General features: G+C 71.8%; 10 protein-coding genes. 7 read left to right on the forward strand and 3 right to left on the reverse strand.

All coding sequences use genetic code 11. The features are described 5' to 3' along the window. Positions 1 to 116: 116 nt before the first annotated feature. The 4 genes from CRP56_RS23180 (at position 117) to CRP56_RS23195 (ending at position 4,638) form a co-directional block, all read left to right on the forward strand. Positions 117 to 1,394 (forward strand): aspartate kinase, encoded by a 1,278-nt coding sequence (locus CRP56_RS23180; protein ID WP_097266932.1) that lies wholly within the window; start codon positions 117 to 119, stop codon positions 1,392 to 1,394. After that, a complete protein-coding gene (locus CRP56_RS23185; RefSeq protein WP_097266934.1) occupies positions 1,391 to 2,449 on the forward strand; it encodes an aspartate-semialdehyde dehydrogenase in 1,059 nt (352 codons plus the stop codon). The genes CRP56_RS23180 and CRP56_RS23185 overlap by 4 nt, the downstream gene beginning before the upstream one ends. A 465-nt stretch (positions 2,450 to 2,914) precedes the next feature. Continuing rightward, a complete protein-coding gene (locus tag CRP56_RS23190) occupies positions 2,915 to 3,490 on the forward strand; it encodes a SigE family RNA polymerase sigma factor (RefSeq protein ID WP_097274376.1) in 576 nt (191 codons plus the stop codon). A gap of 116 nt (positions 3,491 to 3,606) precedes the next feature. Continuing rightward, complete coding sequence (locus CRP56_RS23195; protein ID WP_097274378.1) at positions 3,607 to 4,638, forward strand: hypothetical protein; 1,032 nt, start codon at positions 3,607 to 3,609, stop codon at positions 4,636 to 4,638. A gap of 102 nt (positions 4,639 to 4,740) precedes the next feature. Here CRP56_RS23195 and CRP56_RS23200 read toward each other — a convergent pair whose 3' ends face one another. After that, a complete protein-coding gene (locus CRP56_RS23200) occupies positions 4,741 to 5,526 on the reverse strand; it encodes an SURF1 family protein (protein WP_097266936.1) in 786 nt (261 codons plus the stop codon). Positions 5,527 to 5,714: 188 nt separating this feature from the next. Here CRP56_RS23200 and CRP56_RS23205 point away from each other — a divergent pair, with 188 nt between their 5' ends. Then, positions 5,715 to 7,586: a S9 family peptidase gene (locus CRP56_RS23205; RefSeq protein WP_097266938.1), complete on the forward strand. Its 1,872-nt coding sequence runs from the start codon at positions 5,715 to 5,717 to the stop codon at positions 7,584 to 7,586. Between the two features lie 510 nt (positions 7,587 to 8,096). Here the strand turns inward: CRP56_RS23205 and CRP56_RS23210 are convergent. Then, complete coding sequence (locus CRP56_RS23210; RefSeq protein WP_097274380.1) at positions 8,097 to 10,046, reverse strand: NAD-binding protein; 1,950 nt, start codon at positions 10,044 to 10,046, stop codon at positions 8,097 to 8,099. Between the two features lie 223 nt (positions 10,047 to 10,269). Between CRP56_RS23210 and CRP56_RS23215 the strand changes: the two genes are divergently transcribed. Next, positions 10,270 to 11,334 carry a permease gene (locus CRP56_RS23215; protein WP_373559669.1) on the forward strand — a complete coding sequence of 355 codons (1,065 nt, stop codon included), beginning with the start codon at positions 10,270 to 10,272 and terminating at the stop codon, positions 11,332 to 11,334. Further along, a complete protein-coding gene (locus tag CRP56_RS23220; RefSeq protein ID WP_097266941.1) occupies positions 11,331 to 12,110 on the forward strand; it encodes a TIGR03943 family putative permease subunit in 780 nt (259 codons plus the stop codon). The genes CRP56_RS23215 and CRP56_RS23220 overlap by 4 nt, the downstream gene beginning before the upstream one ends. Here the strand turns inward: CRP56_RS23220 and CRP56_RS23225 are convergent, their stop codons facing one another. Further along, the gene (locus tag CRP56_RS23225; protein ID WP_097266943.1) at positions 12,111 to 12,959 is read right to left on the reverse strand and encodes a helix-turn-helix domain-containing protein; all 849 of its coding nucleotides are present in this window, start codon (positions 12,957 to 12,959) and stop codon (positions 12,111 to 12,113) included. Positions 12,960 to 12,979: the final 20 nt, after the last annotated feature.

Genomic DNA, 12,979 nt, shown 5'->3' on the forward strand with positions numbered 1-12,979 from the left:
GCGTCCGGTCTCACCATGTGGCTTTACGAAGGTCGATTTCGGACGCTCGTTAGACTGAGCCGACCGCAGTACATATGCGTATGTGCGGATAGTGACTGACTGAGCGAGGAGCGCACGTGGGCCTTGTCGTGCAGAAGTACGGAGGCTCCTCCGTAGCCGATGCCGAGGGCATCAAGCGCGTCGCCAAGCGGATCGTGGAAGCGAAGAAGAACGGCCACCAGGTGGTCGTCGTCGTTTCCGCGATGGGCGACACGACGGACGAGCTGATCGATCTCGCCGAGCAGGTATCCCCGATGCCTGCCGGGCGTGAGTTCGACATGCTGCTGACCGCCGGAGAGCGTATCTCCATGGCCCTGCTGGCCATGGCGATCAAGAACCTGGGCCACGAGGCCCAGTCGTTCACCGGCAGCCAGGCGGGTGTCATCACCGACTCGGTCCACAACAAAGCGCGGATCATCGACGTCACGCCGGGCCGGATCCGCACCGCGCTGGACGAGGGCAACATCGCCATCGTCGCCGGTTTCCAGGGCGTCAGCCAGGACAAGAAGGACATCACCACGCTCGGCCGCGGTGGTTCCGACACCACGGCCGTCGCGCTGGCCGCCGCGCTCGACGCCGAGGTGTGCGAGATCTACACCGACGTGGACGGCGTGTTCACCGCCGACCCGCGTGTGGTGAAGAAGGCGAAGAAGATCGACTGGATCTCCTTCGAGGACATGCTGGAGCTGGCGTCGTCCGGCTCCAAGGTGCTGCTCCACCGGTGTGTGGAGTACGCCCGCCGGTACAACATCCCGATCCACGTCCGGTCCAGCTTCAGCGGGCTGCAGGGCACCTGGGTCAGCAGCGAGCCCATCGAGCAAGGGGACAAGAAGGTGGAGCAGGCCATCATCTCCGGTGTCGCGCACGACACCTCCGAGGCCAAGATCACGGTCGTCGGCGTGCCGGACAAGCCGGGCGAGGCCGCGACGATCTTCCGGGCGATCTCCGACGCCGAGATCAACATCGACATGATCGTGCAGAACGTGTCCGCCGCCTCCACCGGCCTGACGGACATCTCCTTCACGCTTCCCAAGTCCGAGGGCCGCAAGGCCATCGACGCGCTGGAGAAGCACAAGGACGGCATCGGCTTCGAGTCGCTGCGCTACGACGACCAGATCGGCAAGATCTCCCTGGTCGGCGCGGGCATGAAGACCAACCCGGGCGTCACCGCCTCCTTCTTCGAGGCGCTCTCCGAGGCGGGCGTGAACATCGAGCTGATCTCGACCTCCGAGATCCGCATCTCGGTCGTCACCCGCGCCGACGACGTCAACGAGGCCGTGCGCGCCGTGCACACCGCCTTCGGGCTCGACTCCGACAGCGACGAGGCCGTCGTCTACGGAGGCACCGGCCGATGACCAACCCCCCGACGCTCGCGGTCGTGGGAGCGACCGGAGCCGTCGGCACGGTCATGCTCCAGATCCTGTCCCAGCACGCGGACATCTGGGGCGAGATCCGCCTGATCGCCTCGCCGCGCTCGGCCGGCCGCAAGCTGGCCGTGCGCGGGGCGGAGGTCGAGGTCGTGGCCCTCACCGAGGAGGCCTTCGACGGGGTCGACGTCGCCATGTTCGACGTACCCGACGAGGTCTCCGCGCAGTGGGCACCGATCGCCGCGGCGCGCGGGGCGATCGTCGTGGACAACTCGGGCGCCTTCCGGATGGACCCGGAAGTGCCCCTCGTCGTCCCGGAGGTCAATCCGCACGCCGCCCGGGTGCGGCCGCGCGGCATCATCGCCAACCCGAACTGCACGACCCTGTCGATGATCGTCGCCCTGGGCGCGCTGCACGCCGAGTTCGGGCTGCGCGAGCTGGTGGTGTCGTCGTACCAGGCGGTGAGCGGGGCCGGTCGGGCCGGCGTGGAGACGCTGCGGCAGCAGCTCGCCCTGGTCGCCGGTACGGAACTGGGGACGCACCCCGGGGACGTACGCCGGGCCGTGGGCGACAACACCGGGCCGTTCCCGGAGCCGGTCGCGCTGAACGTCGTACCGTGGGCCGGGTCGCTGCGCGAGGACGGCTGGTCGTCGGAGGAGATGAAGGTGCGGGACGAGTCCCGCAAGATCCTCGGCCTGCCCGAACTGCCCGTCGCCGTCACCTGTGTGCGGGTCCCGGTGGTCACCACGCACTCGCTGACCGTCCACGCCCGCTTCGAGGGCGAGGTCACCGTCGCCAAGGCGCGGGAGATCCTCGCCACCGCGCCGGGCGTCGTCCTGTTCGACAACCCGGCGGCCGGGGAGTTCCCGACGCCGGCCGACGTCGTCGGCACCGATCCCACCTGGGTGGGGCGGGTGCGCCGGGCGCTCGACGACCCGACCGCGCTCGAACTCTTCGTGTGCGGCGACAACCTGCGCAAGGGCGCGGCGCTGAACACCGCGCAGATCGCCGAGCTGGTCGCGGCCGAGTTCACGAGCGGCTGACCCGAATTCAAGGGCGGCTGAGCGCGACCGGTTTGTAAGATCTGTGAACCAAGTGTGAGCCGGTCGATGGTCCGGACCACTTGCTGTGGACGTCGTTGTCGTCCGAAGATTTTCCTCCCCGCTCTCCGCAACCGCGCGAAGGGCGGGGAGCGTCTTTGCGAACGCCCTTCAGGGGTTGCGGGGATGCGGTACGAGGTGTGGGGACACCTCGATCATTCGGGACATAGGGGAAGAGCGGGTAGGCATGAGGGCGTTCGACGCACGGTCAGTTGTGCTGCCTGACACCAGAGGGCCGGTCGCGAGGGACGACGCAAAAGTGACGTCCGGCACGTACAACCCTTACGGGGGTAGCCGTGTCCAACAGGCGTGGCAGAGGTACTCGACTTCAGCGCGGCACGTGGCGGTACGGCCCTTCGGCCCCGCCCCGCAGCCCTACGACCCCGCATGCCCGGCGCGCCCGGCGGCATGCCGGTGATCGCGCCCATGCCCGCAGCGCGGCCCGCCCGCATTCCGAACCAGCGCGACGGCGCCGAGGACGCCACGGCGGCCGGCACGACCGTCGACCACCTCACCGAGACGTACCGGGCGCACTACAGCTCCCTGCTGCGTCTCGCCGCCCTCCTCCTCGACGACACCGCCTCCTGCGAGGACGTCGTCCAGGAGGCCTTCATCCGCGTCCACTCCGCGCGCAAACGCGTCCGTGACCGCGACAAGACGCTCGCGTACCTGCGCCAGACGGTCGTCAACCTCTCCCGCTCGGCCCTGCGCCGCCGCATCCTCGGACTGAAGCTGCTGTCCAAGCCGATGCCGGACATGGCGAGCGCCGAGGAGGGGGCGTACGACCAGCTGGAGCGCGACTCCCTCATCAAGGCGATGAAGGGACTCCAGCGCCGCCAGCGCGAGGTCCTCGTCCTGCGCTACTTCGCGGACATGACCGAGGCACAGGTCGCCGAGACCCTCGGGATCTCCCTGGGCTCGGTGAAGGCGTACGGCTCCCGCGGTATCGCCGCGCTGCGCGTCGCCATGGAGGCACCGGCATGAGCGGGGACCACGAAGGCCGGGACGGGCGGCGCCACCTGCACCGTCCCTTCGACTGGCACGAGCCGGGCGGGGACGGGCAGGACACCCCGAAGCAATCACACGCTGGGAACGGAACTGTGAACCACGGCCTCGACGACCAGAGCCCCGAAGGGTTCGACTCGGACGAGCTGGCACTGCGCCGCATGCTGCACCAGGCGGTCCAGGAGATCGAACCTCGCGACGGCACCCTGGACCATCTGCGGCAGGCGGTGCCCGCCCGCCGGGCCCGCAAGCGGCAGGCCCTCGTGGGCGTGGCCGCCGCGGCGCTCTTCATCGGCACCGCCGTCCCCGCCCTGCTGCATGTCTCCGGCGCCACCGGCTCCGACGCCGACCCGCTGAACGCCGGGCACTACTCGCAGGTCCAGGGCGGCGCGAGCCAGGGCAAGAATCCCGACGGCGGCGAGTCCACCTCCGGGGGCGGCTCCGGCAAGGTCGAGGGCAAGGACAAGGGCGACAAGGACAGCAAGGGCTCCACCACCGGCGGCGGCAGCGCCGGCGCCGGGGACCCGTCCGCGACCAGCACCGCCGGCGTCCCCGCCTGTACGGCCACGGACCTCGGCTCGGCGACGGCCAACTCCGCCGCCCCGGACGCCTCCGGCGTGGTCTACGGCACCTTCCGCTACACCAACACCGCCACGGCCGCCTGCACGATCGCGGGCCCCGGCTCGCTCACCCTCGCGGTGGCGGGAGCGGCGGACTACTCCAAGGTCGGCCAGGCCCGGCACACCGCCGGTGACGCCGCGCCCTCCCTCCCGGACCCGTCCACGGAACTCGCCTCCCTGGTCCTCCAGCCCGGCGCCTCCTACGACGTGAAGTTCGCCTGGGTCCCCACCGAGACCTGCCCGGTCCAGGGCGGCGACCCCGACCCGTCGCCGGACCCGTCCCCGGACCCGTCCCCGAGCGAGGACCCCGGCACCACCACGGAGGGCACCTCCACCGGCGGCGACACCGGCACCACCACCCAGCTCGTCAGGGAGGACGGCGGCACGGCGGACGGCAGCGTCACGATCACCAACTCCGCCGACGGCGGCGTGGCCTCCGCCACGACGACGGTGAACAACGCGTGCGCGGGGACGGTGTACTGGACGGGCGTGCTGGCTGCGTCGTGACGTGGGCGGCTGCTGCGTAGCTCTGCTCAGCCTGCGGGACGGGGGACGTCCGTCGGTGTTGCTCGATGCCGGTGGTGACGCTGTTCTTGATGCCGGCCGGCGTCACACAGCTGCTCGCTGCTCGCTCTCCTCGGGCACCAGCCCCAGCTCCGCGTCCCGGGCGAACTCCACCTCGCGGCGCACCAACCGGAACCACATGAAGACCACGAACCCGGCGAACACGAACCACTCACCGGTGTAGCCGAGGTTCTGGAACGCCCTCAGGTTCAGCCCGCTGTCGGCCGGCGCGCTCACGGGCACCGTCTTCATCCCGGCATCGGCCTTGTCCAGGGTGACCCAGGCGTCGTACAGGTCGTACGACACCAGGTTCACCAGTGAGGCCGCGCTGATCGCCGAGGTCTGCCCCGCGGGCAGCCCGCCCCGCGCACTGACCCCGTTCTCACCGGGCTGCTCGGACGCCTGCAAGGCGCCCGTGACGGTGACCTCGCCCTTCGGCGCGGCCGGCGCCTTCGCCGCGTCGGCGTCCCCCGGCAGCCAGCCCCGCACCACGGGCAGCGCCTTGCCCTCGTCGGTGCGCAGCAGCGTCAGCACGTAGAACCCGCGCTTGTCGTCCAGCTTCCGGCCCGGCACCAGCAGCTGCTTGCCGTACCGCCCGCTCACCGTGGCCTGCCGCCCGGACGTCTCCTGGTCCACCGGCAGCAGCTCGGCCAGCGGCGCGGCGGCCTCCCGCTCATTGGCCGCGGCCTGTGTGGTCGCCCGGTCGTGGTCCTGCATCCGCTCCTCGAAGCGGCTCAGCTGCCAGGACCCCATGAACACGCAGAAGGGGATGGCGAGCAGCACGAAGACGTTGATCCCCCACCATCGGGGCGTCAGCAGAAACCGGTACACACCTCAACGGTACGGGGCAGCCCGGAAGCCTCGGCCCGCGGGGTCGGTGGGCTCGCTACCGCTCGGTGAGGTGGTCCCGCCCGGCCGGCGGCTCGTACGGCCCGGCCAGGTTGTCCACAGGCAATGAGTTGTCCACAGCCTGTGCACCCCGGCCGTGAATTGTCTGTGCGGGCGGGCAGTATGGGCCCATGACTGAGAGCAACGGGTCCGCCGCGCCCGGACAGAACGAACCGAGTGACCTTCAGGGTGTCGCGAGCGAACGGCAGGAAGCGATGCCGGAGTGGGAGAAGCGCTTCCGGGCGCCCCGGGTCTCCCTGCCGGACTGGGCGGAGGACGCCCCGGACCGCTCCCTGTTCGTGTCGAACGCGACGGGGACGTACGAGCTGTACGCCTGGGACCGGGCCACCGGCGCCCAGCGCCAGGTCACCGACCGGCCGAACGGCACGACGGACGGTGTGCTGACCCCGGACGGCGCGTGGATCTGGTGGTTCGACGACAAGGACGGCGACGAGTTCGGTGTCTGGCGCCGCCAGCCCTTCGAGGGCGGCCCGGACGAACCGGCCGCCCCCGGTCTCGACGCCTCCTACCCGGCGGGCCTGGCTCTCGGCCGCGACGGCCGCACGGCGGTGGTGGGCCGTTCGACGGACGAGGACGGTACGACGATCTATGTCACCCGCACCGGCGAGACCCCGGTGGAGATCTACCGCCACCGCGAGTCCGCGGGCGTCGGCGACCTCTCCCACGACGGCTCGCTGATCGCCCTGGAGCACACCGAGCACGGCGACGCGATGCACTCGGCGCTGCGCGTGGTCCGCCTCGACGGCACGCCGGTCGCCGAGCTGGACGACACCAAGGGCGGCACCGAGGAGCTGGGCCTTGAGGTGCTGGGCTTCGCGCCGGTCGACGGGGACAGCCGCCTGCTCATCGGGCACCAGCGCCGGGGGCGTTGGGAGCCGCTGGTGTGGGACGTGGCGTCGGGGGAGGAAACGGACCTGGCCCTCGACCTGCCGGGTGACGTCAGCGCGGAGTGGTACCCGGACGGCACGGGGCTGCTCATCGCCCACAGCTTCGAGGCCCGCAGCGAGTTGTTCCGCTACGACCTGACGACCCGCGACCTGGTGAAGATCCCCACGCCCGCGGGCTCGGTCTCCGGGGCGACGGCCCGCCCCGACGGCAGCGTGGAGTACCTCTGGTCGTCGGCGGCACAGCCCTCGACGGTCCGCTCCACGACCGGCGCGGTCGTCCTCGACCCGCCCGGAATGAAGTCGCCGGGTTCGGTGCCGGTGGAGGACGTGTGGGTGGAGGGCCCCGGCGGCCGTATCCACGCCCTGGTCCAGAAGCCGGCCGGTGCGACCGGCCCGCTGCCCACGGTCTTCGACATCCACGGCGGCCCGACCTGGCACGACAGCGACGCGTTCGCGGCGGGCCCGGCGGCCTGGGTGGACCACGGGTACGCGGTGGTCAGGGTCAACTACCGCGGCTCGACGGGCTACGGCCGGGCCTGGACGGACGCCCTCAAGCACCGCGTCGGCCTGATCGAGCTGGAGGACATCGCGGCGGTCCGGGAGCGGGCGGTGACGTCCGGCCTCGCCGACCCCACCCGCCTGATCCTCACCGGCGGCTCCTGGGGCGGATACCTCACCCTCCTCGGCCTCGGCACCCAGCCCGACGCGTGGACCCTCGGCATCGCGGCGGTCCCGGTCGCCGACTACGTCACGGCGTACCACGACGAGATGGAAGCCCTGAAGGCCATGGACCGCACGCTCCTTGGCGGCACCCCGGAAGAAGTCCCGGACCGCTTCGAGGCCTCGTCCCCCCTCACCTACGTCGACCAGGTCAAGGCCCCGGTCTACATCTCGGCCGGCGTCAACGACCCCCGCTGCCCGATCCGCCAGATCGACAACTACGTGAAGCGCCTGGAGGCAAGGGGAGCGACCCACGAGGTCTACCGCTACGACGCGGGCCACGGTTCGCTGGTGGTGGACGAGAGGATCAAGCAGGTAAGACTGGAACTGGACTTCGCGGAAAGGCACTTGAGCAGCAGCCCTACACCTGCGTAGCCGGCCGCGGGGGCGCCGCCCGAACGGACCGGCGCCCACTGCCACAGCCACGGGCGGATGCGCTGCGGGGTCGTCACCCACCTCGGCGGCTGAACCTGCCTGCCCGCCTACCTAGCTGTGGAGAGGGGTCCTGCTCGGGCGACGCCCACCCGTTCATTTGCAGCCGCTGCGGGCAGCGAACCTGTCTGCCTACCTTGCTGCGGGCAGCCACACCGCTGGGTCGGCGCCCACCTAAGCAGTGGCACCCGCATTCCTGCGTAGCTGCGGCCAGTCGTACCGCTGGGTCGGTGCCCACCCAGGCAGCGCCCACCCAAGCAGCGGCACCCACACCCCCGCGTAGCTGCGGGCAGTCGTACCGCTGGGTCGGCACGGGTGGGCGCAGCGGCACCCCGCCAGCGCGGGCGAGCGAAAACCCCCCGACCCCAGCCCCCACGCCGGGTGCCCAGCAGGCCGCCTCACCTCCGACGCCGGATGACCGGCAAGCCGCCTCAGCTCAACGCACCCCCCGCCTCAGCTCAGCGCCGCGCCCCGGACCCGCCGCCCCAGCAACTCCGCCAACCCCCGCCGCGTAGCCGCCAACACCACCCGATCCGACCCCTTCAGCACATAGTTGTCCGGCAGATCCCACACCAGCCCCGAAGGCACAGCCCCCTCCTCATACGCCCCCTCCACCGCCGGCTCCGCCCCGCCCCCACCCCCACCCGCAGCCGTGTCCAACGCCAACACCCGCCACGCCCCCGCCCGAAACGCCTCCCCCACAGTCCGCCCCTCCAACTGCGGATGCCCACTCACCTCCACAGCCGCGAACAACAACACCCGCCGCTCCACAGGAATCGCCCCGAGAATCTGCCGCCCCATCATCGCCCCGGCGAACGCGGGCGCGGCCAGATGAGAAACGCTCCGACTCCGCGTAGACGCCCGAGGATGCGCGGCCCGCAACGTCCGGTACACCGCCGTCGCGAAGTCGTCGTCGTACAGCCGCAACACCACCCGCAGATCCGGCCGCACGGACCGCGCATACAACGCGGCCTCGAGATTCGTCGTGTCCGAACTGGTCACCGCCAGCAACGCATGCGCCCGATGGATCTTCGCCGCCTCCAACACCCCTTCCTGTGTCACATCCCCGAGCACCACCGGCACCCGCAACCGCCGAGCCGTGGCAAGCCCCCGCGCCTCGGCCCCCGCCTCGACACACACCACAGGAATGTCCAGCTCCCGCAACCGCGTGAGCACCCGCGTACCGATCTTCCCGAGCCCGAGGAGCACCACATGCCCACCCAGCCCCCGAGGAGGTTTCCGCAGCGCCGACGCGGACCGGAAGGTCCCGAGCGCCTCCAGCACCGCGGCCAGCAGCACCGGCAGCAGCAACAACCCGACCAGCCCGGCGAGGAGTTGCAGGATCTGCCGCCCGATCGGCGCCCCGAGCGCGGGATCGTTGATGGCGAAGAGATCGAGCAGCGTCTCGTACGTGGCGAACAACGGATGCTCACCGGTCACGACGGACAGCGCGACCGCGAGCGCCCCGACACACCCGACCAGCCCGGCCAGCGACCACCGCAACCGCCGCGAGAACAACGAGGCGAACGGCAGCACGACCCCACCCCGCCCCGAGGGCAACGAGGGCCCCGCGTAAGACACTTGCTCCAACACCACGGTCCCGCGCCCCACCGCGTCCCGCACGGCCCCCGCGTCCGGCAACAGCTCAGGCCCTTGCTCCCCGGCGAACCCCCCACCGCCACCACCACCGGCACCGGGATCGCCGCTCCCCGCCGTACCGTTCCCCGTGGCCGACAGCAGCGCCAACGTGGCCAGCCCCGCCCCGCCCGCCTGCCCCGGTGGCCGCTCCACCGCCCGCAGCAACAACCCGTCCGTCTGCACGACCTTGCTGGTCCCGGCGACCGCGGAGGCCACGAGCGCCGGCGCGGCGGTATCGGCGTCGGACAGCACGGTCGTAGAGGCATCGAAACCCCCGCCACCGTCACCGCCACCCCCGCCATCCCCGTCATCGCCTCCATCGCCGGAGGCCAACGCGGCGGCCTGATCGAGCAGTGCCTCGATGTGCTGCCCCAACCGCCGGTTGTAGAGCCGCAGTACGAGCCGCAGGCGCGGGTTGAGCCGACGGGCGGTCAGCGCGGCGCGGATGTTGGTCTCGTCGTCGTCGTACACGAGCGCCAGCGCCGCGGCCCGCTCCACCCCCGCGTCGGCGAGCACGGCCTCCGTCGCCTCCGCGGCCTCCAGCAGCCGCTCCCCGCCGACGGGTTCACTCCCGCCGGTCCGCCCGGCGGCGGCGTTGACCACCCGGTCGAGCAGCGCCGCCGACGCGGCCCGGGCCCGCCCGACCACGGGCGGCCGTACCGTCCGCTCGGACGCCGGTACGACGAGCGTGACCTGCTCCCCGTACACCCCCCGCAACTCGGCGGCCAGCCGATGGGCGAGCCCGTCGTCCCCGCACACGACCATGTGCCCGACCGCACCCTGCGGTGCCTGCTGACTCTGATTCGGAACGCTCGCCACGAGGGGAAAGACTGCCTCAACGAGTCGGGTGGTTCCAGATACGGATGGTTCCGGATACGGGTGGTTCCAGAGGCTGAACGCCCGCCTCCCGCCCGCCGTACTGAAGGGGAGGGAAATCCACGTGGAACCCAGGCCCACGCCCTCGCGCACCACCGGAGGTACCTCACCCGTGGCGATCACCGAAGAAGCCCCGCCCGCGGCGACGGAACCGACGCCACCCGTGCAGACCGAGCAGACGACCGACCAGCGGACACCCAAGCCCAAGGGCGGTGACGACGAGCAGGCCCGCCACCTGAACTCCCCCCTCCTGCTCACGATGCTCCTGCTCCTGACCCTCCTCCTCCAGGGCCCCATCCGCGGCGCACTGGCCAGCCCGGTGATGCAGAGCTGGATGACGGTCTTCGTGGCGGTGACGGTGCAGGCGCTGCCGTTCCTCGTGCTCGGCGTCCTGCTGTCGGCGGCGATCGCGGTGTTCGTGCCGGCGTCGTTGTTCGCCCGCGCCCTGCCGAAGAACCCGGTGCTGGCGGTGCCGGTCGCGGGCGTGGCGGGGGCGGTGCTGCCGGGCTGCGAGTGCGCGTCGGTGCCGGTGGCGGGCGCGCTGGTACGACGGGGCGTCACCCCGGCCGCGGCCCTCGCCTTCCTCCTCTCCGCCCCGGCGATCAACCCGGTGGTGCTGACGGCGACGGCCGTGGCCTTCCCGCGCAACCCGGAGATGGTGCTCGGCCGCCTGGTCGCGGGCCTGCTGGTGGCGTGCGCGATGGGCTGGCTGTGGCTGCGCCTCGGCCGCGCGGACTGGCTGCGGCCACCGGCCCGTGCCTCGTACGAGGGCCGGGGCAGGGGAGCGGCGTTCTGGGGTTCGGTACGGCACGACGTGATGCACGCCGGTGGTTTCCTGGTCGTCGGCGCGATGGCGGCGGCGACGCTGAAGGCGGTCGTACCGCAGGAGTGGCTGCGGGCGGCGGCCGGCAACCCGGTGGTGTCCGTGCTCGCCCTCGCCGTCCTCGCCGTGCTGCTGTCGATCTGCTCGGAGGCGGACGCGTTCGTGGCGGCGTCGCTGTCGCAGTTCTCGCTCACGGCCCGGCTGGCGTTCCTGACGGTCGGCCCGATGATCGACCTGAAGCTGTTCGCGATGCAGGCGGGCACGTTCGGCCGCGGCTTCGCGCTCCGCTTCGCGCCGGCCACCTTCGCCCTCGCCGTCCTGGTGGCGGTGCTGACGGGGACGGTGCTGCTGTGAACCGGCACGCCCAGTCGGCGGTCATGTTCCTGCTCGGCGCGACCCTGCTGCACGCGGGCTCCACCGACCTGTACCTGCGCTACGTCAAGGCCGGCCTACGCCCCCTGCTCCTGCTGTCCGGCGCGGTCCTGATCGCGGCGGCGCTGGCAACACTCTGGTACGAACGCCGAACCGCCACCCACACCGACCACGCGAACCACACCGACCACGCCACCCCCGCCGCCCACGACGACCACACCGATCACGCCACCCCCGACGACCACAACCACCGTGAGCCGCGCGTCTCCTGGCTCCTGGTCCTCCCCCTCCTCGCCCTGGTCCTGGTCGCCCCGCCCGCCCTCGGCTCCTACAGCGCGATGCGCTCCGGTACGGCACTCCAGCAGGCGTACGGCTACGAGGACCTCCCCGCCACCGGCCCCCTGCGCCTAGGGGTGGCCGACTACGCGGGCCGCGCGGTCTACGACCACGGGCGTGAGCTGGGCGGCCGCCAGATCAAGGTCACCGGATTCATCGCCCTGGACGCGTCCGGCCGTCCCTACCTCGTCCGCATGGCCCTCAACTGCTGTGCCGCGGACGCCCAGCCGGTGAAGATCGCCCTGACCGGCAAGATCCCGCCGGTGCTGAGACCGGACGCCTGGCTGGAGGCCACCGGCACCTACACGCCCGAGCGCACCAAGGACCCGGTCAACAACGGCCCGATCCCGTATCTGAAGGTGACGTCGGCCCGCCCGGTGTCGACGCCCGCGGACCCGTACGACGAGACCTGGAACAACTGACTAGGCCAGTAGCTTCTGCAGCGCGGCGGCCTCAGGACTGCCCTCCGCCGCGCTGAACACATGCAGGACCAGCCCGGACTCCCCGGGCCCGGCGGGCACGTGCAGCGTCTCGAAGTCCAGCTCCAGCAGGCCTACGACGGGATGCCGCAGCCGCTTGCGCCCGGCCGCGCACATGGTGACCTCACCGGAGTCCCAGATCCGCCGGAACTCCGCGCTGCGCTCGGCGAGTTCGGTGATGAGCCCGGTCAGTTCGGGGTCGTCGGGATGCCGCCCGGCAGCGACCCGCAACTGCCCGACCGCCTCCGCGGCCCGGTCCTCCCAGTCGGGATGGAGGTCCCGCGCGGCAGGGTCCAGAAGCACGAACCGGGCGTTGTTGGGGTCGCGCCGCCCCGGCACGTCCAGGCCACCCATCAGCGCGGCTCCCAGCCGGTTCCAGGCGACGACGTCGAGCCGGTGGTTGGTCACAAAAACGGGCAGCCCGTCCATCGCGTCCAGCGCCCGCCGCAGCCCCGGCCCGATCCGCTGCCGCGGCACGGGGTCGGGCCGCCCGGCGGCCAGGGTGTCGAGATGCCGCCGCTCCGCCGCGTCGAGACCGAGCGCACGGGACAGGGCGTCGAGCACTTCGGTGGACGGCGCGGTGGCCCGCCCCTGTTCCAGGCGGACGTAGTAGTCCACGCTGATCCCGGCGAGCTGGGCCAGCTCCTCGCGCCGCAGCCCCCGCACCCGCCGCCGACCACCCCCGGCCACGCCGACCCGCTCCGGGGCGACCCGCCCACGCCGGGCCCGCAGAAACGCACCGAGGGCGCGCCGGCTGTCGTAGATCCCGTCCATGTGTCCCAGTATCAACATGTCCTGGTCCTCTCAATACC

Source organism: Streptomyces sp. TLI_55, assembly GCF_900206255.1.
GTDB lineage: Bacteria > Actinomycetota > Actinomycetes > Streptomycetales > Streptomycetaceae > Streptomyces > Streptomyces aquilus.

Coding starts and splice junctions, on each gene's coding strand:
- CRP56_RS23210 (WP_097274380.1), bottom strand. CDS start 10,046: ATGGTCGTGTGCGGGGACGACGGGCTCGCCCATCGGCTGGCCGCCGAG.
- CRP56_RS23205 (WP_097266938.1), top strand. CDS start 5,715: ATGACTGAGAGCAACGGGTCCGCCGCGCCCGGACAGAACGAACCGAGT.
- CRP56_RS23185 (WP_097266934.1), top strand. CDS start 1,391: ATGACCAACCCCCCGACGCTCGCGGTCGTGGGAGCGACCGGAGCCGTC.
- CRP56_RS23190 (WP_097274376.1), top strand. CDS start 2,915: ATGCCGGTGATCGCGCCCATGCCCGCAGCGCGGCCCGCCCGCATTCCG.
- CRP56_RS23225 (WP_097266943.1), bottom strand. CDS start 12,959: ATGTTGATACTGGGACACATGGACGGGATCTACGACAGCCGGCGCGCC.